Source organism: Streptomyces sp. NBC_00620 (assembly GCF_026341825.1).
Taxonomy (GTDB): Bacteria; Actinomycetota; Actinomycetes; order Streptomycetales; family Streptomycetaceae; genus Streptomyces.
Genome location: NZ_JAPENY010000002.1, coordinates 1778786 through 1800107 on the forward strand (window position 1 = coordinate 1778786; position 21322 = coordinate 1800107).

Below are 21322 nucleotides of genomic sequence, written 5' to 3' on the forward strand. Positions count from 1 at the left end.
TGATTTGCCTGGCCCCGGGCTGCGTCAGGGTGCCGACTGGATGTCCCCGCTGGTGGAGGCGGCGACGGGGTCGCGGTGTGTGAAATCGCCCGGGGGGATTCCCGGGTGGTGTCCGAGCCGGGCCGGGGACGCCGCGACCGACGAACCCAGGGTGAGCCGGGAGACGATGCGGTAGCGGTCGCCGCGGTAGATGGAGTGCACGTACTCGACGGGCAGGCCCGCGGTGTCCGTGGTGAGCCGTTCGAAGAGCAGCGCGGGGGACAGCTCGGGCACGTCGAGGAGTTCGGCCTCGGCCTGTGTGACCACGGTCGGCTCGATCGCCTGCACCGCCTCGTGGACGTGCACCCCGTGCTGCTCCCGCAGATGCTCGTACAGATCGCCCTCTTCCAGTTCCTGGGCCGAGAGATCGGGGACCAGGTCGGCCCTGATGTGCAGATGCTCGATGGCCATCGGGGCGCCGTCGACCAGACGCAGCCGTGCCACGTACACGATGTCGGCGCCCGGGGACATGCGCAGCTTGCGGCCCACGCGTGCTCCCGCCTGGATGGTCGTGAACTCCAGCAGTCGGCTCGACCAGGCTCCCGAGGCCTGAGGGACCGTCAGCCTCTGCTGGCCCGAGACGAGCTCCTGGGTGATCTTCTCGGGTGCCACGAACATGCCGCGGCCGTGTTCCCGTACCAGAAGGCCCGCTGCGACGAGCTCGTCGACGGCCGCGCGCAGCGTCGGGCGGGACACTCCCAGGCGGGCGCACAGCGCGCGTTCGGAGGGAATCGCGTCCCCCGGTCGATGTGACTCGATGAGCTCGAGGATGAAGTCGCGGACCCGCTCCCGCTTGAGCACCGCCCCTGGTGCGTCGGCGTTCATGGTGTGCCCTCTCTTGTGCGGATTCCCTTGACCAGTTGACCTGTTGCCTGACCCTTTCGGGTGGCCTGCTGGTCAACAGGAGTGTAGTCGCTCTCGTGTGTGAGGTCAGCGCATCTCGACAGGTATGCAGGTCAACAGCCTTTGATGCGGGAAGGGTTGACGGCCTCATTGGTCTATGCCACCTTCAACGACCAGCAAGAGGTAAGCTGTCCAGTGGGCTTCACTGGTCAGGTGGTTTGGTCATGTCTCCTCCGAGGTGAACCGTGAAGCTCCGCTTGCTTGCCGGCCTGTCCGTGCTCCTGATGACCGCCGGGCTGAGCGCCTGTAGCAGCTCCTCCGACACGTCCGACGGCGCCTCCGCCGGCGGGAAGACGACGATCGACGTCTGGCTGATGCGCGACAGCGTCTCGGCCCAGTTCCAGAAGGACTTCGTCAAGGGCTTCGAGACCGCTCACCCGGACATCAAGGTCAAGGTGCAGATCCAGGAGTGGGACGGCATCGGCGAGAAGGTCACGGCGGCCCTCGCCAGCAGCGACGCACCGGACGTCATCGAGACCGGCAACACCCAGGTCGCCCAGTTCGCGCAGAGCGGGGGGCTGCTCGACCTCAGCGACAAGGTCGACGAACTCGGCGGCAAGGACTGGCTCAAGGGCCTCGCCGAGCCGGGCGCCTACGAGGGCAAGCAGTACGGCATCCCGTACTACGCCGCCAACCGCGTGGTCATCTACCGCACCGACCTCTTCAAGGAGGCGGGCATAGACGCGGCCGCCATCAAGACGCGCGACCAGTGGATCGCCGCCACCGAGAAGCTCAACTCCGGCGGCACGCAAGGCATCTATCTGCCCGGTCAGATGTGGTACGCCCTCGCGGGCTTCGTCTGGGACGAGGGCGGCGACCTCGCCACCGAGTCCGGCGGCAAGTGGAAGGGCAGCCTGGACACGCCTGAGGCAATCCGCGGGATGGAGTTCTACAAGCAGCTCCAGGCACACGGCAAGGGCCCCAAGGACTCCGACGAGGACAGCCCTCCGCAAGCAGACGTCATGGCCAAGGGGAAGGTCGCCCAGGTCATCTCAACTCCCGGCGGCGCCAACGTCGTCATCGAAAACAACCCCGAACTGAAGGGCAAGCTCGGCTTCTTCCCGATCCCGGGGAAGACCGCCGACACCCCCGGCGCCGTCTTCACCGGCGGCTCCGACCTCGTCATCCCCACCGCCTCCGGCAAGCAGGACGCGGCCTACACCTTCATCAAGGAACTCGCCGGCGACACCTGGCAGAAGAAGCTCGCCGTCGCCATGAGCTACGTCCCGAACAAGACCACCCTGGCCTCCGCGGTCGCCTCCGACCCGGGCGCCGCGGCCATGGCGGTCGGCGCCGCGGAAGGCCACGCCACGCCCAACACACCCGGCTGGGCCGCCGTCGAGGCCAAGAACCCGATCAAGGACTACATGACCGCCGTTCTCACCGGCGGCGACGCGAAGAAGCAGGCCGCCACGGCGTCCGAGGCCATCACCACCGCGTTGAACTCCGGCTCCTGAACCGTCCACGCTTCGGAAGGAGGAGCGCCGTGTCGGCCGCCGTCCGAGAACAGACCGCCTCCCGCCCCCCACTCGGCACCACCAGGCCGCCCCGGCGCTCCACCGGCTCAGGACAGCGCCGCCCGTCGAAGGACGGCAGCCGCGGGATCTGGCCGTACGTCCTGATCGCGCCCGCCGTCCTCGGCACGCTCTACCTGCTCGTCTATCCCCTGGTCCGCGCCGTGGTGATCTCACTGCAGGACTTCCGGCTGCGCCAGCTCATCCTGGGCGACGCACGTTTCGTCGGACTCGACAACTACCGGACGCTGCTGAGCGAGAGCCGCTTCTGGGAGGTCGTGGGCCGCACCTTCGTCTTCATGGCGATCAACGTCGTACTGATCATGACGCTGTCCACGCTGGTGGCGCTGATGATCGAGCGGCTCGGCCGGTTCGGCCGGACCGCGGTCCTCAGCGCGCTGGTGCTGACCTGGGCGATGCCCGTCATCGCGGCGACCACCGTCTTCCAGTGGCTGTTCCACTCGGAGTTCGGCATCGTCAACGAGGTCCTGACCGACCTGGGGTTCTCGGCCTTCGACCGCTACCCCTGGTTCGCGCACGGGCCGGCCGCCTTCGCCATCATCGTCACCCTCATCGTGTGGCAGTCGGTGCCGTTCGCGGCGATCACCCTCTACTCGGCCCTCACCACCGTGCCCACCGAGCTGTACGAGTCGGCACGGCTCGACGGAGCGTCGGGCCCGCGGATCTTCCGCTCCATCACCTTCCCGATCGTCCGGCCGATCTTCATGCTCGTGTTCTCGCTCGAAGTGATCTGGACGTTCAAGGCGTTCGTCCAGATCTGGGTGATGACCAACGGCGGGCCCGGCGACGCGACCACGATCCTGCCCGTGTACGCGGTGCAGACCGCTCTGTCGAGCCAGCGCTACGACCTCGGCTCGGCGGCCTCCATGGTCACCGTCGTGCTGATGTCGGGCGTGCTCGTCTTCTACTTCCGCCAGATGTTCCGCCAGGAGGACGAGCTCGCATGAGCACGACTCGCATCAGCACGGCTCGCATCAGCACGGCTCGCATCAGCACGGCTCGTCCGCGCGGCACCCGGCCCCGCATTCGCCGCCTGCCCCTGAACGTCGCCGCCGTCGTCACGGTCGTGGTCTGTCTGTTCCCGGTCTACTGGATGGTCGCGACCGCGTTCACCCCGACCCGCGACATCCAGTCCGACAACCCGCGGTTCCTCCCGGAGTCCTGGACGCTCGACCACTTCGGCACCGCCGTCGGTGCCGACGGCTTCGGCCTGTTCTGGCGCAACAGCATCCTCGTCACGCTGAGCGCCGTGCTCCTCGCCCTCCTCATCGCGCTCGGCGCCGCCTACGCGGTGGCCCGGATGAGGTGGAAGGGGCGCCGGCAGTTCATGCTCATGGTCTTCATCGCCCAGATGGCGCCCTGGGAGTCACTGATCATCCCGGTCTACATCATCTCCCGGGACACCGACATGCTCGACCGGCTGCCGACCCTGACCCTCGTCTACTTCATGATGACGCTGCCGTTCACCATCGTCGTGCTGCGCGGCTTCATCGCCACCATCCCGCCGGAACTCGAGGAGTCCGCCCAGGTCGACGGATGCACCCGGCTCGGCGCCTTCCGGCACATCGCCTTCCCACTGCTCGCCCCCGGGCTCATGGCCACCTCGCTGTTCGGCTACATCACCGCCTGGAACGAGTTCACGTACGCCAACTTCCTGATCATCAAGCAGCAGGACAACCGCACCCTGCCCGTGTGGCTGTCCTCGTTCCAGAACATCTTCGGCACCGACTGGGGCGCCACCATGGCCGCCTCCACACTCTTCGCCCTCCCCGCGCTCGTGGTGTTCCTGCTGCTCCAGCGCCACGTCACCTCCGGCTTCGCCGCCGGTGCTGTCAAGGGCTGACCCCGAGCGTCCCCCACGCGACCCACTCCGGAGGCCGACCAGTGCCCGCACACCACCCCGAACCCGACCTCGTACCCCGCCCCGCCAAGGCCGCACTCCGGCCCGGCCACTTCACCCTCGACGCCGGCACCACCCTCCGTATCAGCGCCGGAGCCGAACCGGCCGCGGACCTGCTGCGCACCCTGCTCGCCCCCGCCACCGGACTGCCCCTGCGGCCCTCCCACGACGGACAGTTCGTCCTCACGCTCGACCCACAGCTCGGCGGCCTCGGCGAGGAGGGGTACGGGCTCACCGTCGGCCCGAACGCCGTGCTGCTGCGCGCCGCGCACCTCACCGGGCTGCTGCGCGGCATCCAGACAGTCCGTCAACTCCTGCCCGCTCAGGCCCTGTCGGAGACTTCGCAACGCCGCACGCGATGGCTCCTGCCCTGCGCCGAGATCACGGACGTCCCACGGCACGTGTGGCGGGGCGCGATGCTGGACGTCGCACGCCACTTCCAGCCCGTGTCGTATCTGCGCCGGTACGTCGATCTGCTGGCCCTGCACAAGATGAACGTGTTCCATCTGCACCTCACCGACGACCAGGGCTGGCGCATGCCGGTCGCCGCCTACCCCAAGCTGACCGAGATCGGCGGCCACCGCGCCCAGTCCATGAAGGGGCCGGCGGGAAGCGACACCTACGACGGGATCCCGCACGAAGGGGCCTACACGCGGGCCGAACTCTCCGCCCTGGTCGCGTACGCGGCCGACCGCGGTATCACCGTCGTACCCGAGATCGAGATGCCCGGCCATGTCCGGGCAGCCCTCGCCGCATACCCCGAACTGGGCAACAGCCCCGGACGCAGCCTCGATGTGTGGACCCGGTGGGGCGTGTGCGACACCGTCTTCGGCGTCCACGACCAGGTCCTCGACTTCTGCCGCGGAGTCCTCGAAGAGGTCATGGACGTCTTCCCCTCGCCGCACATCCACATCGGCGGCGAGGAATGCCCCACCACCGAGTGGACCCGCAGCACGGCCGCACGTGAACGGGCTGCCGCGGAAGGGCTGTCCGGCCCCGAAGCACTGCACGGCTGGTTCCTCGGCCGGATCGGTGACTTCCTCGTCCGGCACGGCCGCCACCCCCTCGCCTGGGCCGAGACCGGCACCGAACTGCCCCTCGACTTCACCGCGATGACCTGGCGCGACCCCGGCCACACACTCGCCGCGGCGCGCCGCGGTCACCCCGTGATCAGCGCCTACCACCGGGCCACCTATCTGGACTACGCCCAGTCCGCCGACCCCCGCGAGCCGCAGGCCCAGCCCGGAGGCGTCGTCGACCTGCGCGCCGTACACGGCCACGACCCGCTACCCGAGCAGGCCGACGCCCAGGAGGCAGCGCGGGTGCTCGGCACGCAGACCCAGCTGTGGACCGAGTTCGTCACGACGCCCGCGCACATCGAATACCTCACGTTTCCGCGGCTGTGCGCCCTCGCCGACCGCGGCTGGAGCGGCGCGACCGACTGGGCCGACTTCGAGGCGCGCCTCGACACGCACATGGAACGCCTCGACGCCCTCGACGTCCGCCACCACCCCTGACCCCGCGGTACCCAGCACAGCACCGACAGCGCGATCCGCAGGTAATCCCCCCACCGTTCTGGAGGAAAACGATGAGATTCGCGAAGAACCGGCTGCGCACCGCCGCGGCCACCGCCACGGCCGTGGCCCTGGGCGCGGCGGGACTTGCCGCACTCCCGGCCACCGCGAGCGCGGCCACCGCCGGGCTGAACGTCCAGTACCGCACCAGCGCGACAGGAGCGAGCGCCGACCAGGCGGAGCCCTGGATCAAGGTGAAGAACACCGGCGACAGCAGCGTGCAGCTGAGCGGCGTCAAGGTCCGCTACTACTTCAAGGCGGACTCGGCGAGCGCGACCTACCGCTTCGCCTGTTCCTGGGCGGTCAAAGGCTGTGCCAACGTCACGGGCACCTTCGGCACCCTCACCAGCCCGACCGCCACCGCCGACCGCTACCTCGAGATCGGCTTCACCTCCGGTGCCGGCTCACTCGCCGCGGGCACCGACACCGGCGACATGCAGTTGCGCTTCTACCAGTCGTCGTGGCAGCCGCTGAACCAGAGCGACGACTACTCCTTCGGCGCCTCGCAGACGTCGTACGGTTCCTGGTCGAAGATCACGGCACAGCTGGCGGGGGCCACGCTGTGGGGCACGGCACCGGCGGGCAACGAACCGACGGATCCGCCCACCGACCCGCCGACCGATCCTCCGGCGGGCGGCGCCACGCTGTTCGACGACTTCAACTACAGCGGATACAGCGATCCGAGGATCTCCGCCAACGGCTGGAACGTGCGCTCCAACTCCGGCGGACCCGGCGTGCCCGGAGCCACCTGGGCCCCGGAGAACGTCACGTTCTCCACCACCGGCGGCAACTCCATCATGAACCTGGAGACCTCGACCGCGGGCACCGCCGCGACCACCGAGCAGACCGAAGTCCTCACCAAGGCAACCAAGTTCAAGAACGGCACCTACGCCGCCCGCGTCAAGTTCAGCGACGCTCCCAGGTCGGGACCGGACGGCGACCGCCTCGTCCAGACGTTCTTCACCATCAACGACCTCACGGCGCCGATGGCGGACAACTACGCCGAGTACGACTTCGAGTACCTCCCCAACGGCGGCTGGGGCGAGCCGGCCAACATCCTCTACACGACGTCCTGGGAGACCTACAACCCGGACCCGTGGCAGGCCGTCAACCAGCACACCGAGTCCCGGCAGAGCTTCAGCGGCTGGCACGACCTGGTGCTCACCATCGACGGCAGCTCCATCAAGTACTACATCGACGGGCAGCTGTTCGGCACACATGATGCCGCCTACCTGCCGGAACGGCCGATGTCGATCAACTTCAACCAGTGGCTGATCGACCTCGCGGGCCAGACCAGCACGACCGCCAGGTCGTACGACCAACAGGTCGACTACGTCCTGCACATCAAGGACCAGGTCCTCACCCCGGCGCAGGTCGCCACGAAGGTGAACGCCTACCGCTCGGCGGGCACGACCTTCCAGGACACGGTGCCGAGCAGCTGATTCCGGTGCCGTGAGCAGGGTGGGGCGAGTGCCGCGGGGTCGCACTCGCCCCACACGCGCTGCTCTCGTGGTGGAGGTCAGTTGTCCCGTCCGTCGCCGTGCCGGAGCAGCGCGGAGCAGCCGAGGAGCGCGACGGCGACGAAGGCGAAGCATCCCCACAGGCTGATCGATCCGGTCCAGAAGCTGCCGGGTGCGATGCTCTGGAGAGCGGTCACCGCCGCGACTCCCAGTGCGCCGCCGGCCTGTTGGGCAGCGGTGAGGGCGCCGGACGCGGTGCCCTGGTCGTCGAGGGACGCGGCGGCACTGGCCAGCATGACCGCGGCCGGGTAGGTCACGGCGATGCCCGCTCCGACCAGGAGGGCCGCGGGCAGCAGCTGCGTCAGGTAACTGCCGTTCTCCACAGTGGTGTAGAGCAGCTGCCCCGCCGTGACGACGGTGAGTCCGACGAGCAGCAGCCGGGTTGCGGGATGGCGGTTAGCCAGGCGCGCCGCAGGCGTGGAGAGGATGCCCACCGCCAGTCCCTGGGGCAGGAAGGCGAGGCCCGCCGTCAGGGCGGAATAGCCCTGGCGTTCCTGTAGATCGATGGCGACCAGGAACATCGCGCCGGTGATTCCCGCGAACGCACCGCCGAGTGCGACACAGGCCGCGACCATACGGCGGTCGGCGAGGAGGGACAGCGGCAGCAGAGGCGTCGAGGACCGGGCCTGGCTCGCGAAGAACGCGATGGTCGCCGCGAGGCCCGTACCGCCGACGACCGCGATCCCGGTGGTGGATCCGGTGCCGAGCCGCCCCACCGCGTACACCGTGGCGATCAGCCCGCCGGTGATCAGCAGCGCGGGCAGCCATGCGATCCGGCTCCGGGCTGTCGTGCTGTGGCTGTCGCGGTCGAGGACACGCGGGGTGAGAGCCAGGACCAGCAGGCTCAGGGGCACGTACAGGAAGAACGCGCCCCGCCAGCCGAAGCCCTGGGTGAGTGCGCCGCCGATGACGACGCCGAGGGAGAAGCCTGCCGCGCCCATGGCGCTGAAGACCCCCAGGGCCCGGTTGCGTGCGGCGCCCTCCGGAAAGCGGGTGACGATCAGTGCCACGGCCGCGGGGGAGGTGAGGGCCGCGCCCACTCCCTGCAGCGCCCGGGCGGTGATGAGCAGTACTGGTTCCTGGGCGAGCGCCGCGGCGAGCGAGCTCACACCGAAGAGCGCCACACCGATGAGGAACGTACGACGTCGCCCCCACCAGTCCGCGCACTTGCCGCCGAGGAGGAGCAGCCCCGCATAGGTGGTGAGAAACGCTCCGGCCACCAACTGCAGCTGATCCGGGCGGAGTTCAAGGCCGTGCTGGATGCCGGCCAGCTGCACGTTGATGCTCGACAGGCTCATCCCCTCGAAGAGGATCGCTGTGCAGAGCACGAGCAGGGCCGCCCACGCCCGCAGGTCGAAACGGAATCCGTCCACTGACGTTTCCGGACTCTCCTGCGATATTGCCGGACTCATGGGTACGTGGGCTCCTTGGACGTGGGCGACGGCAGCGTGGGCGACGGCAACTTGGATGACGGCAGCGTGGGCGAGGGCACGGGATCGGGAGTCGGCGGATCGGCCCTGGCCAAGCGGTAGGCCTCGCGCAGGTCGTCGCCGTCGTAGTGGAACCGTGCGAGTTCGCGCAGGCTTGCGGTGGCGTTCACGGCCACGGTGTGCCCGAGCTCGCGGAACAGCGGGATGTCGGACCCTGAATCGCCGTACGCGACACAGGAGTTGAGTTCGATGCCCTGGACCCGGCGAATCCGGTCCACGGCCGTCACCTTGCCGCCCGGGGCGAGAATCCCTGCCGGATCCGGTGCGGTGGTCAGCGGCAGTGTGGGAAAGCGGGATGCCACGACCTCGTCCACCCCGAAGGCCGCCAGTCGGTCGGCGAAGAAGTCGGGCGACAGCGTCACCACGACCGAGCGCTCACCGCGTCGCCGGATGTCCGCGAGTACCTCGTGCAGTCCGCCGATCCATGGCGCGCGGTCGAACACTTCCTGAGTGATCCGTGGCGTGAGGCCCCGCCAGAGCCGGCAGACCTCGGAGGCGAAGCCGAACGGGTCGACGGCCCCGGCGGCAAAGGATTCCTCCAGGCGTACGAGATCGGTCGCGCACCCCAGTCGGCGCGCGATCTCCAGACTGGCGGTGGTGCCACGCAGCAGTGTGCCGTCCATGTCGAACACGTGCAGCCGGCTCATCGAAGCCCCGGCCCGCCGTGCGGAAGCACCGCCGGGTACGGCATCCAGCCCGCCGGGACCGGGTTGCCCAGCCACCCGGCGAGCAGTGCGGCACTGGCCGGGAACAGCGGAGCGGGGAGGTCCTCGGGGCGGGCCCAGATCCACCGGTCGAAGACCTCCGGCTCCAGGGCGGCCGGTACCGCGTTCCGCGCCGTCACCCGGGCCACGACACCCGCGGTCACCTGGGTACGGTCGGCCGCGGTGTGCAGCACGACGGTGAAGGTCCGCGCGTCCGTCACCTCGTGGATGCCGCTCTCCTCCGCGATCTCGCGGACCGCGGCCACCTCGAACGACTCACCCGCCTCGACGTGGCCTCCGGGCAGGCACCAGGTCTCGGGCTCCCCCTGCTTGATCCGGTGGCCGATCAGTACGGCGCCGTCGGGCCGCAGCAGCAAGGCTCCGACGCCGACAACGGGAGTACGGCGCCCGGGAGACGCGGTCGTCACAGGGATCCCGCCAGTTCCCGCAGCGCCGAATCCGCCGCGTAGTGACCGCTGATCATGGCTGCAACTATGCCCCGGAACAGACCGCAGGCGTCACCGGCGACCCACGCCGGGCTGTCGAGCAGCCGGAGGTCACCGTCCACCTTCGGATACCAGCCGACGCCTTCGAGGGTGGGGCCGATGAGCCGGGTCCCGTTGTCCCGCAGGACCGGGTAGGCCTCCGCGAGGCGGGACAGGCCGCGCAGCATGATCTCGCGCAGCTCCGGACCGTAGACGCGGTCGAAGGCCGCCAGCTGCTCCGGTTCCCCGTTCACGATCGCGTCCATCGACAGGACGAAGTAGGACTCCTCGTCGCCCATCGCGGCGAGCGCCGGCGCCAGCGCCCGCCTGGCCACGGTCTCGTCCAGAATCCGGGTGTTGAAGCCCACGTTGGAACGGCCCGTGGCGGGGCAGTCCGAGCGGCCGGAGACGGTCCACAGACCCTGGGTCTCGGTGAGCGCCGCCTCACCGTCACGGCAGGCGCAGAACGTCCGCCACTCCACACTGCCGTCGCCCTCGCGGAAGCGCAGTTTGGGGTCGAGCTGCTTCATGTCCCGGAAGAACGCCTTGTCGGCCGGCTGCTCGATCCGGAACCCCACCTCAAGTCGGCGGAAGGACCGCTCCTGGGTCAGTTCACGCAGGCCGAGCGGGCCGAACCTGCCACTGGCCAGGAGGAGTCGACGGGCGACCAGTTCCGACTCCTGGCCCTTGGAGTCGCGCAGTGCCAGCCGGAAGTGGTCCGCGTCGCGGTCGTACTCCGCGTTCTCGACCTCGAACTCGTCAAGGACCGTGGCATCGGTCGCGGCGACCATGTCGGCGGTCAGCCGCAGCCGTGCCTCCAGGGACAGGTAGTCCGACGGGTACTCCTTGAGGATCCATTCTCCGGCGCCGACCGTGTAGGCGGTCGGATCGGACGGGAACGGAGGAGTGTCCAGCCCGTAGGAGCCAAGGAGTTCGCAGGTCCAGGTGTACGCGTCCCGCAGATCGCCGGCGCGCGGCAGGGTCCACAGCTCGCTGGCCGAGGGGAAGAACGAGAACTTGCCGTCCGAGAAGAGCCCCGCTCCTCCATGGCCGCGCGTCATGTCGGCGGCGGCGTACCGGTCGCGCACGGTGACGGGCTTGCCGCTGTCGATCAGCGCGACACTGAGCGGCGAGCCGGCCAGCCGCTGGGCGGCGGCCAGTCCGGCGGGCCCGGCACCGATGATGGCCAGGTCGAAGGTGTTCACGATGCTCCAAATAGGCATGATGGTGTGCCCCTGAGGGAGTTGGTGCGTCGCCTCAGGGCGTGCGGGTGAGGGGGTGCGAGAGCCGTCGACCCGGGGAACGGCTAGGAGACCGAGCGGCGGGCGGAACGGGACGGGCGGGTCGACGCCAGCACGTCGAGAGCCTTGCGGTCGAGCTTTCCGGAGCCGGTGAGCGGCAGTGCCTCCACCACCTGGTAGCGGTCGGGCACCATGTACCGGGGCAACACGGTCTGGGCGTGTTGACGAAGCTCATTCGCGGGCTTCTCGGGTGCACCCTCGGCCTGCACGACGCAGGCGACGAAGAACGTCGCGCCTGCCGTGGTGGTGATCACCGTGACGGCGGCGTCCTTGACGGTCGGGTGGGTGCGGAGTGCGGCTTCTACCTCGCCGAGTTCGATGCGGTATCCGCGGAGTTTGATCTGCTGGTCGTTGCGGCCGAGGTATTCGAAGGATCCGTCGGGGAGTTTGCGGGCGAGGTCGCCGGTGCGGTAGTAGCGCTGGGGGCCTTGGGGGCTGTCGAGGGTGGTGAAGCGTTCGGCGGTGAGTTCGGGTCGGCCAAGGTAGCCGTCGGCGACTCCCGTGCCCGCTATGAGGAGTTCACCGGTTTCGCCGTCCGGGAGTATTCGCAGATCCTCGTCGCGGATTTCGAGTTGGAGGTGGGGGAGTCCGGCGCCGATGGGGGAGCGGACGGAGCCGTCAAAGTCGGTCTCCGTCAGGATGCGGTGGGTGGCGTAGACGGTCGTCTCCGTCGGCCCGTACATGTTGACCGCGGTCGGCGCGGTGCCCGGGTAGGTCTTGAGGAAGGCGCTGACCACGTCCAGGTCCACGCTTTCTCCGGCGAACACCAGGTAGCGCAGGGCGAGTTCGGGGTGTCCTGCTTCCTCGTGGGCCATGGCCAGTGAGCGGAAGACGGATGGCACCTGGCCGAGAACGGTGACCTGCTGCTCGGACAGCAGGGTGAGGAAGTCGGCCGGGGACTGCGCGATGCGCAGGGGGACGGTGACCGCGGTGGCGCCGGTGGCCATGGAGGCCCAGAATTCCCAGACGGAGACGTCGAAGCTGAAGGAGTGGAACAGCGCCCAGCGGTCGTCGGCGGTGACGTCGAACAGGGGGAGGGCTCCGCGTAGGAGTGACAGCACGTTGTGGTGCGTGACGACACAGCCCTTGGGGTTGCCGGTCGAGCCGGACGTGTAGATGACGTAGGCGGGATCGGTGCCGGTCAACTCAAGGGCGGGGGAGGTGAGTGCGCTGGTTCCGTCGTCGTACGGGGTGAGGACGGTGACCTTGTCCAGGCCGCGGTCGGTGGCTTGTTCGGGGTTGCCGATGACGGTGGTGACTCCGGCGTCCTCGACCATGTAGCGGAGTCGTTCGTGCGGGTAGGTGGGGTCGAGTGGGACGTACGCCGCACCGGCCTTCATCACCGCGAGTATGCCGACCGGAATGTCGGCGGAGCGCTCGAGGAGGAGACCGACCAAGTCGCCGCGGCCGACGCCCTGTTGGGTGAGTCGTGACGCTAGTCGGTCGGAGGCGGTGTCGAGTTCCGTGTAGGTGAGGGTGCGGCCGTCGTCGTGGATCGCTTCGGCGTGCGGACGGTCGGCCGCCACCAGCCGGAACAACTCGGGCAGCGACGTGGCGACATCGAGGTGCGGCCGGAAGCGGGGCACGTCGGAGGTGTTGCTCATGCGAGTCTCACAGCTTCTTCTTGGGATCGGGTGATGTGTGTTCCGCGGCGCGTGTCACGCGGAGCTGCCGGCCCGGAGCAGATCGGCGAACGTCTTGGCGAGACCGTGTGCGAAGTCGGCGGGGACCTGCGGCACCAAGGCGTTGATCACGACGCGCAGACCATCGCCGACGGGCCACACCTCGGCCTGGATCTCCGCGGGGATGCCGAGGTAGGGCAGCCGGACGAACTCGGCGCGCACACCGTCGAGCGCCGGCTGCGTCTGCGCGTTGTCCTGGTAGGCGAAGAGGGTCTGGAAGAACGGCGAGCGGTCGGAACGCGGCGGGTTCACCAGCCGGACCACCTCGGGGATCCCCACGTCCTGGCAGGCGAAAGCCTCCCGGACCAGCCGTCCGGCCACGGCCACGGCCACACCGTCCCCGGCCGTCACGGCACCCCGCACGCGGACGCAGACCGTGCCGATATGGCAGCCGACGGCCGACTCCAGCCGGGTGTCGATCCGCTGGGCCACCGGGACCCCGATACCGAAGTCGTCCTGGCCGGTCAGCTCGGCCAGGGCCTGGGCGTAGCGGGCGAGGAGCAGCGGGAAGCGGGTGAGCCCGGCCGCGGCTGCCTGCCGGTCGAGTGCGGCGGTCTCCGCCGCCCCGAGGGGCACTTCGACGCGCAGTACCTCGGGCACGTCCGCCGCTGCTGTGACTCCCGGCGTCCCGGGAAAGTTGAGCTCGGGCACTCCCTGGAGTTCGGCCTTGAGCCGTGCGCGCTGGTCGTCCAGGTCGGCGGACCGCAGATGCGCCGCACGCATCGCCCAGGCCTCGGCGGCGGAAGGTACGGCGGGGTGGTCGGGTACGTTTCCGGCGCGCCGCGCGTTGTAGGCGGTGGCGAGGTCGGCGGTCAGCACGGACTCGGACCAGCCGTCGAACGCCACGTGGTGCACGACGTAGCCGAACACTGCGCTGCCGTCTGCGACGGGGGCGAGGACGGCGTGCCACAGTCGGCCCGCCGAGGGGTCGAGCGGCACGGCGAGCGCGGTGCGTACGGACGTCAGCGCCTCGGCCACCGACGAGGCGGTCGGCAGCGGCACCAGGTCCGGGGCCGACGACTCGCCGGGCTCCGTATAGGCACGTCCTCGCTCCGTCGCATACGTGGAGTGCAGCGCGGGGTGCCGGCCGTGCACGTCGGCCAGGGCGAGCGCCAGCGCCGGCCGGTCGAGGTCACCCTCGATCAGCCAGGCGCCGAGGCAGTGCCCGGCCAGATCGGCCGGTGACATGAGCTGCCGGACGAGGAAGCCCTCCTGGGCCGGGGTGAGTGGCGTCCTGCCGGTGGCACCCTGCGCGGGGTCGTCCACGGCGGCGGCGGGTTCCACGGTGTGCAACCAGGCGCCGAGCGCCGCCGGCGTCGGATGCAGATAGAGCGCGGAAACAGGTACCGGGTGCTTCCTGCGCGCCGCGAGTCGGGCGCAGACCCGGCCCGCGCCGAGCGAACTGCCGCCCAGGGACGTGAAGTCGGCGTCCGGTGCGACGCCGGGCAGGTCGAGTATCTCCGCGAAGACCTCCGCGACCAGGTCGATGTACGGGTCGCCCGTCGGCTCCGCCGATGCCTGCTCGGTCCGCGGCGGCTCCAGCGCCAGCACGGTCAGGGCTTTGCGGTCGAGCTTCCCCGAGCCGGTGAGCGGCAGTGCCTCCACGACCTGGTAGCGGTCGGGCACCATGTAGCGCGGCAGTACGGCCATGGCGTGACGGCGAAGTTCACTCGCCGGATCGGCGGCTGCGCCCTCGGCGAGCACCGCGCAGGCGACGAAGAACGTCGCGCCTGCCGTGGTGGTGGTCACCGTGGCGGCCACATCGCGGATCCACTCGTGGGTGCGGAGTGCGGCTTCTACCTCGCCGAGTTCGATGCGATGTCCGCGGAGTTTGATCTGCTGGTCGTTGCGGCCGAGGTATTCGAAGGATCCGTCGGGGAGTTTGCGGGCGAGGTCGCCGGTGCGGTAGTAGCGCTGGGGGCCTTGGGGGCTGTCGAGGGTGGTGAAGCGTTCGGCGGTGAGTTCGGGTCGGCCAAGGTAGCCGTCGGCGACTCCCGTGCCCGCTATGAGGAGTTCACCGGTTTCGCCGTCCGGGAGTATTCGCAGATCCTCGTCGCGGATTTCGAGTTGGAGGTGGGGGAGTCCGGCGCCGATGGGGGAGCGGACGGTGCCGTCGAAGTCGGTCCGGGTGAGGATGCGGTGGGTGGCGTAGACGGTCGTCTCCGTCGGCCCGTACATGTTCACGGCGGTCGGCGCGGTGCCGGGGACGGACCGCAGGAACGCGCTGACCACGTCGAGATCGACGCTCTCACCGGCGAACACGACGTAGCGCAGGGCCAGTTCGGGACGCCCGGACTCCTCGAACGCCATGGCCAGTGAGCGGAACACGGACGGCACCTGGCCCAGCACGGTGACCCGCTGCCGCGCCAGAAGACCGAGGAACTCGGCCGGGGACTGGGCGATGCGCAGCGGCACCGTGACCGCCGTAGCACCCGTTGCCATGGAGGCCCAGAATTCCCAGACGGAGACGTCGAAGCTGAAGGAGTGGAAGAGGGCCCAGCGGTCGTCGGTGGTCACGTCGAACAGCGGAAGCGCCCCGCGGAGCAGCGACAACACGTTGTGGTGCGTGACGACGCAGCCCTTGGGGTTGCCGGTCGAGCCCGACGTGTAGATGACGTAGGCAGGCTCGCTGCCGGTCAACTCAAGTGCGGGAGCGGTGAGTTGGTTGGTTCCGTCGTCGTAGGGAGTGAGGACGGTGACGTTGTCGAGGCCGCGTTCGGTGGCCTGTTCCGGGTCGCCGATGACGGTGGTGACGCCTGCGTCTTCGACCATGTAGCGGAGTCGTTCGTGCGGGTAGGTGGGGTCGAGCGGCACGTACGCTGCGCCGGCTTTCATGACGGCGAGGATGCCGACGGGGATGTCGGCGGAGCGTTCGAGGAGGAGGCCGACGAGGTCGCCTTGGCGGAGGCCGTGTTGGGTGAGTCGGGCGGCGAGTCGGTCGGAGGCGGTGTCGAGTTCGGCGTAGGTGAGGCTGTGGCCGTCGTCGTGGATGGCTTCGGCGTCTGGGTGGTCGGCCGCCACCAGGCGGAACAACTCGGGCAACGACGTGGCGACATCGAGGCGGGGCACGTTGGTGGTGTTGCTCATGCGAGTCTCACAGTTCTCGGGAGAAGGCACGGTGGGCGCGGACTCCGGGTCAGCGCGCGGGCTCCGGTTCGGCGGTGTTCCGCCCTTCGGCAGCGGAGGCGGCCTTCGCCTTGGCCGCCTCGGCCGAACGGGTCAGCGGAGGACAGGCCAGGCCCGCGAGCAGCAGCACGGCCGCCAGGATCATCCAGCCGAGCCGGCCTTGGCCGACCGCGAGGGCGGTCACGAGGAAGGGGCCCGCGGTCTGCTGCAGACCACGGCCCAGCGCGAACACCCCCTGGTACTCGCCCTGCTTCCCCTCCGGGGGCAGATGGAGGGAGAGCCCCCACGAACCGGCGGCCTGGCTCAGCTCGCCGAGCACGAGCACGGCCGTCCCGACGAGCAGCAGTGGCACGGCCACCACGGCCGGGATGTCCTGCGTCACGGCGAACACCAGACAGCAGGCCGCGAGCAGCAGCCCGGAGCGGCGCAGCATCCGGGCCGCGCCCGGAGCGGTCTCCGCACCCCGGCTGGCCGCCACCTGGAAGGCGATGACCAGAACCGTGTCGAGCAGCAGGAGAACCGCGTTGACCGAACTCGGGGCCTCGGTGTGAGTGATGATCCACAGAGGCAGGGCGACGGTCAGAATGGGCTGGTAGAACTCGAGCACGCCACACAGCAGGGCGAGTGAGACGAACCTGAAGTCCCGTAGCCCGGACCGGGGTTGGGCCCCCTTGGGCGCGCCGGCCCCCTTGGCCTCCTCCTGGGCCGGCAGTCGCCAGGTGATCAGGGCGCAGCAGGCGTGGGCCAGCGCGGTGATCAGGGCGACCGCGTAGAAGGCGGTACGGCTGCCGACCGCGAGCGCGCCGCCCGCGATCGCCGCGCCGAGCATGAAGCCCACATTGAAGACGCTGCGCATCTGGGCGCTGACACGGACCCGTTCGTCCTCCTGGAACACCTGGTGGGTGAGCGCCATCCGCAGCGGATGGGACGAGGTCTCACAGACCGAGATGAGCGCCGCGAGCACCAGGAATCCGGCGAACCCCGTGACACCGCAGTACGCGGCGAACAGCACGGCCAGCGCGGCATAGGAGATGAGCAGCGGCAGCCGGGGACCGAAGCGGTCGGCGAGCCGGCCGATGGGCACCGTGAAGAGCATCCCGGCCAGGCCGGCGGCGGAGAGACCGAAGCCGACCTGGCCCGCCGACAGACCGATGGTGCTCCGGAAGAAGATGGCGCTGGAACTCAGGAAGAGGCCGAATCCGGTCGCCTGCACGACTGTCAGTACGGCGAGCCGTCGGGCAGGACCGCGCGCGGGTACCAAGTCGCTCGCCCAGGAGCGGACCGCGTTGACGGCCGGGTTGCTTGCCACAGTTGCGTGTACCTCGTGGTCTCGTCGGTCGGGAGGGGTGTATCTGCTCGCGGGCGTTCAGGCGCCGTGGGCGGCCAGCTTCTTGGCGATGATCTCCGCGACGGCCGCGTCACGGAGCAGCGCCAGCGTTCCGGCCGAGGTGAAGGCGTGCGTCTCGGTCGAGCCCGCCAGGCTGCTCCAGTCCGCCTCCGGCCGGTCCGCGTCCTCGGCCAGCTGGATGCCGGTGACCTCACCGCCGTAGGGGCGCGGCTCGTAGTGCTCCTGGGCGAAGACGCCCGCTGCCCACACCGCCTGGCGCCAGTGCAGGTCCGCCGGGTCGACGCCCTCGTCCAGCCAGGCGATGTCGACCATGCCGCGCATCACGCGCTCCTGGTCAGTGAACAGGTCGGGCACCTCGTAGCGGTCGCGCAGCGAGGTGAGCCGGAAGTCGTACAGCTCGCGCAGGCCCCACGCAGCGTCGAGCTCGGTGGTGCCGGGCGGCATCGTGTTGATCACGGCGAGCACGGCGACCCGCTCGCCGCTCTCCTCCAGCTGTCGCGCGATCTCGTACGCGATACGGCCGCCGGCGCAGGGGCCGACGAAGAGGTAGGGGCCTTCGGGCTGGACCGTGCGGATCTCCTTCAGATAGCGCGAGGCCATCTCCACGATGGAGAGCGCGGGCCGCTCGCGACCCCACAGGCCGGCCATCTCCAGTCCGTACGCCGGGCGTTCACCACGGAAGCTGTCGACAAGCTCGGCCATGAACCTGACGTTGCCGGTACCCCAGTGGAAGCAGAAGACCGGGGTGCCGGTGCCTTCGGGGGCCAGCGGGACCAGGGTGGGGGAGGGTGCGGTCCGCATCGGGCTCAGGCCCGTCTCCCAGACCGTGCTGAAGTCGGGGTCGGCGCCGGCCGGGACCGCGTTCGCGGCGGTGCCGGAGCCGCCCAGCGCGGAGGCGATCGCGGACGGTGTCTTGTGCGTGTAGATGTCGTTGGCCGCCATCTCCAGGCCGCGCTTACGGGCCTCGGTCACGACGTTGACGATGAGCAGCGAGTATCCGCCGAGCTCGAAGAAGTCGTCGTCCGGCTCGACGTCGACGTCGAGCAGGTCCTCCCAGATCTCGCTGAGGATCTGTTCGATGTCATTGCGTTCCAACGCCATGGGGGCGTCCCTTCTGGTTCTGGAGTCCGGATCCGGGATCGGGATCCGAGGGGTGGCAGGTGCGGGCGGCCGGTCAGACCGGAGCGCCGACGGCCTCGGGGCGGCGGCTGGTGATTCCCGAGAGAATTCCGCGGAGTTCGAAGCTCTCCGGTGACCCGGCCCGGGTGAAGGCGTCGACCAGCAGCTCGATGACGGCGCGCGGCCGGAACAGCTCGATGCCCTTGCGGTGCAGCTCGTCCAGGTCGGAACGGCGCAGATGCGAGTAGTACCCGGCCTCGGCGGGGTCCTGGGGGCGGTCCGTCCACCGGCCGTGGGCCGCGGCCTGTTCGATCGCGTCGAGGAGCAGTCCGGCGGCCTGCCCGCGCTGGTCGGTCATGTTCTCGAGCACTGAGCGGTCGTAGCGGAGCGGGGCGGTGGAGAGCGAGACGATGCCGCCCGCGTCCCAGTCCTCGTTGACCCGGTGCAGCGTGAAGCCGGCCTCCGTCTCGCCCTGGAGCATGGAGCGGGCAAAGGTCAGCACTCCGCGGTACCGCGGCAGGATCCCGGGGTGCAGGTTCGCGAAGAGCGCGGGCTCGCCGGGCTCGGGCCGGAAGTGGTCGATGAGTGGCGCCCGGAACTTCTGGTAGCAGCGCACCGAGAATCCGGCGCGTACGTCCTCGGCGGCCAAGTAGGCGATGAAGGCAGGGTCGTTGACGTCCTCGACGACACGCACCACCGCTTTGTCCCGGTGGAGTTTCGCGATGCCCGCGGGGGACAGCAGGGTCCCGTGCAAGGGCGCGGGCAAGCTGTCCAGATAGGGGTGGACCCAGCTGTTGAGCAGGGTCCGCTCGTACCGGAACAGCTCACGCAGCTCGGGCTCGGCACGGGCGCCGGGCTGCTGGTGGGTGTAGCAGATGTACGGGGTGTGCCCGGCCCGCAGTACATCGCTGAGCACCTGGCCGACGATCAAGTGGGACGTGATGTCGTTGCCGACAAAGAACGCCACCCGCATATGGGATCTCCTGATGGGTGTACGGGAAGTGGGGAGCAGCGGCCTCAGGCCGAACCGAGCCGGGTCACGACGGCGGCCACGGCGCAGTGCGCGTTCGCGAGGTTCGTCTCGAACGAGTTGGTGTAGAAGTGCACACCGCGGGTGAGCGGCCCGACGTAGAGCGCGCGCTCGGAAAGGGAGCCGCCCCGCCGGACGACCCGCATGGTGTCGAAGTCGACGTCGATCCCGCCGAGCGGGTGGGGGCTGATGTCGCCGCGCATCAGCATGTTCTGGATCAGCGAGGAGTCGCTGCGGTCGAGCGCGAAGCCGGTGCCGGTGGCGTTGACGAGATGGTCGACCTCGTAGGCCACCGCCTCAGCGCCGACCGGCGACGCCTCGATACGGAAGAGCTCGCGCTCCTCGTCGTACGCCACCGACGTCAGTCCGCTGGCGACCTCGAACGCGCCTTCCGTGGCCATCACGAGCAGTCTGCGTGCGTTGTCCAGCGGCATGCAGTGGCGGAACATCGACCAGATCGACAGATGGTTGTGGATGAACGCGGCGCGGGCCTCGGCGGACATGGCCCGCCAGACCTGCGGGACGACCTCGGAGGTGGCGTCGAGGATCGAGTACCAGAGCGTCTGGCCGTTCTCGGCCAGTTCGATGTCCTTGGCGAGCGTGGCGGTGAAGGCCGCGGAGGGCTCGGCCAGTACCCGCGACCAGTCGATCGCCAGCCCGAGACCGTCCTCCAGCTCGCGCTGGAAGAGCGCGGCGACCTCGGTGAACTCCAGCGCCCTGGTGAAGTCCTCGGTGAGCAGCCGCAGGTTCTCCTCGGTCACATGGCGCAGGGTGTGGCGCACCCGGGGGCCCTGGACCTTGGGAAGTGAGCGGCGCCGGGAGAAGCAGGTGATCGCGCCCCGGTGTCCGGAGCCGCGCAGCTGAAGCAGCGCGTCGACCGCGGTCAGGCTGGTGCCGAGGACGCCCACGGTGGCGTCCGGGTCGATCCCTTCGAGCCCCGCGCCGTGCCACATCGAGTGGACGTAGGTGGGGACCTTCGTGAACTCCAGGTACTCGGTCGAGGGGAGGTCGCCCAGGCAGAGGAAGGCGTAGTCGAAGACGAAGTGGTCGAGTCCGGCGATCAGATGGATGCCCCGGGAGTCCTCGCGGCAGTCGCTCACCACCGACTTGTGGGTGATCACCTTGGTGCCGTGCTGCCGCGCCTGGACGAGCGCTTCCTCGAAGAACTCCTGGAGATACGCGGCGAAGAGCCGGCGTGGCACGTAGTCGGTGTCCGCGACGGTGTGCGCCCCGTCCTCGTGAGCGGTCAGCCACCGCACGAAGTGGCCGGGATCGTCGGCGTGGACGCTCATGGTGGACGCCCGCATGTTCAGCAGATGACAGTCGTGCGGTGTGCTGTAGGCGACTCCGGCGCCGAGTCGCTCCTTGGTCTCGAAGACATGGATCTCCGCGCCCGCCGCGCGGTCACTCGCGGCCAGGGAGCGGACCAGCGCGACGAAGACGCCGACACCGGTCGCTCCCATTCCGGCGATCGCGAATCGCCGGGCCCGGTCGGGGGGCGGTACTGCGCCGCTTTCGGCTGACATTGCTTGGGCGAGCCTTTCGTGGTGGCGGTCGGGAGGAGCG

16 protein-coding genes are annotated in these 21322 nt (G+C 69.6%); 5 read left to right on the forward strand and 11 right to left on the reverse strand.

What is annotated here, in order from left to right:
• Positions 1 to 24: 24 nt before the first annotated feature.
• Positions 25 to 864 (reverse strand): GntR family transcriptional regulator, encoded by an 840-nt coding sequence (locus OG246_RS27320; RefSeq protein ID WP_266469145.1) that lies wholly within the window; start codon positions 862 to 864, stop codon positions 25 to 27.
• A gap of 263 nt (positions 865 to 1127) precedes the next feature.
• Between OG246_RS27320 and OG246_RS27325 the strand changes: the two genes are divergently transcribed.
• The 5 genes from OG246_RS27325 to OG246_RS27345 all read left to right on the forward strand — a co-directional run bounded on the left by OG246_RS27325 (position 1128) and on the right by OG246_RS27345 (position 7393).
• Positions 1128 to 2399: an extracellular solute-binding protein gene (locus OG246_RS27325; RefSeq protein WP_266469147.1), complete on the forward strand. Its 1272-nt coding sequence runs from the start codon at positions 1128 to 1130 to the stop codon at positions 2397 to 2399.
• Positions 2400 to 2428: 29 nt separating this feature from the next.
• Positions 2429 to 3424, forward strand: a complete 996-nt coding sequence (locus tag OG246_RS27330) for a carbohydrate ABC transporter permease (RefSeq protein WP_266469150.1) — start codon at positions 2429 to 2431, stop codon at positions 3422 to 3424.
• Positions 3421 to 4320, forward strand: a complete 900-nt coding sequence (locus OG246_RS27335; protein ID WP_266469152.1) for a carbohydrate ABC transporter permease — start codon at positions 3421 to 3423, stop codon at positions 4318 to 4320. Before OG246_RS27330 ends, OG246_RS27335 begins: the two co-directional genes overlap by 4 nt.
• Positions 4321 to 4361: 41 nt before the next feature.
• Positions 4362 to 5894, forward strand: a complete 1533-nt coding sequence (locus OG246_RS27340) for a beta-N-acetylhexosaminidase (RefSeq protein ID WP_266469154.1) — start codon at positions 4362 to 4364, stop codon at positions 5892 to 5894.
• Between the two features lie 71 nt (positions 5895 to 5965).
• The gene (locus OG246_RS27345) at positions 5966 to 7393 is read left to right on the forward strand and encodes a cellulose binding domain-containing protein (RefSeq protein ID WP_266469157.1); all 1428 of its coding nucleotides are present in this window, start codon (positions 5966 to 5968) and stop codon (positions 7391 to 7393) included.
• 77 nt (positions 7394 to 7470) lie between these two features.
• On the opposite strand, the gene OG246_RS27350 is transcribed toward OG246_RS27345, so the two are convergent.
• The 10 genes from OG246_RS27350 to OG246_RS27395 all read right to left on the reverse strand — a co-directional run bounded on the left by OG246_RS27350 (position 7471) and on the right by OG246_RS27395 (position 21219).
• The gene (locus tag OG246_RS27350) at positions 7471 to 8883 is read right to left on the reverse strand and encodes an MFS transporter (protein WP_266469159.1); all 1413 of its coding nucleotides are present in this window, start codon (positions 8881 to 8883) and stop codon (positions 7471 to 7473) included.
• Positions 8880 to 9608, reverse strand: coding sequence for an HAD family phosphatase (locus OG246_RS27355; RefSeq protein ID WP_266469161.1), 729 nt, complete (start codon positions 9606 to 9608; stop codon positions 8880 to 8882). Before OG246_RS27355 ends, OG246_RS27350 begins: the two co-directional genes overlap by 4 nt.
• Positions 9605 to 10093: an NUDIX hydrolase gene (locus OG246_RS27360; protein WP_266469163.1), complete on the reverse strand. Its 489-nt coding sequence runs from the start codon at positions 10091 to 10093 to the stop codon at positions 9605 to 9607. Before OG246_RS27360 ends, OG246_RS27355 begins: the two co-directional genes overlap by 4 nt.
• Complete coding sequence (locus OG246_RS27365; RefSeq protein WP_266469165.1) at positions 10090 to 11373, reverse strand: FAD-dependent oxidoreductase; 1284 nt, start codon at positions 11371 to 11373, stop codon at positions 10090 to 10092. The genes OG246_RS27360 and OG246_RS27365 overlap by 4 nt, the downstream gene beginning before the upstream one ends.
• A gap of 83 nt (positions 11374 to 11456) precedes the next feature.
• Positions 11457 to 13055, reverse strand: coding sequence for an amino acid adenylation domain-containing protein (locus OG246_RS27370; protein ID WP_266469167.1), 1599 nt, complete (start codon positions 13053 to 13055; stop codon positions 11457 to 11459).
• 54 nt (positions 13056 to 13109) lie between these two features.
• A complete protein-coding gene (locus OG246_RS27375) occupies positions 13110 to 16220 on the reverse strand; it encodes an amino acid adenylation domain-containing protein (RefSeq protein WP_266469169.1) in 3111 nt (1036 codons plus the stop codon).
• A 49-nt stretch (positions 16221 to 16269) separates the two neighbouring features.
• Positions 16270 to 17568, reverse strand: a complete 1299-nt coding sequence (locus OG246_RS27380; RefSeq protein WP_266469172.1) for an MFS transporter — start codon at positions 17566 to 17568, stop codon at positions 16270 to 16272.
• Between the two features lie 57 nt (positions 17569 to 17625).
• Entirely contained in the window at positions 17626 to 18708 is a 1083-nt protein-coding gene (locus OG246_RS27385) for a thioesterase domain-containing protein (protein WP_266469175.1), read from the reverse strand.
• 73 nt (positions 18709 to 18781) lie between these two features.
• Entirely contained in the window at positions 18782 to 19693 is a 912-nt protein-coding gene (locus OG246_RS27390; protein ID WP_266469177.1) for a formyltransferase family protein, read from the reverse strand.
• A 50-nt stretch (positions 19694 to 19743) separates the two neighbouring features.
• Entirely contained in the window at positions 19744 to 21219 is a 1476-nt protein-coding gene (locus tag OG246_RS27395; RefSeq protein ID WP_266469179.1) for an FAD/NAD(P)-binding protein, read from the reverse strand.
• Positions 21220 to 21322: the final 103 nt, after the last annotated feature.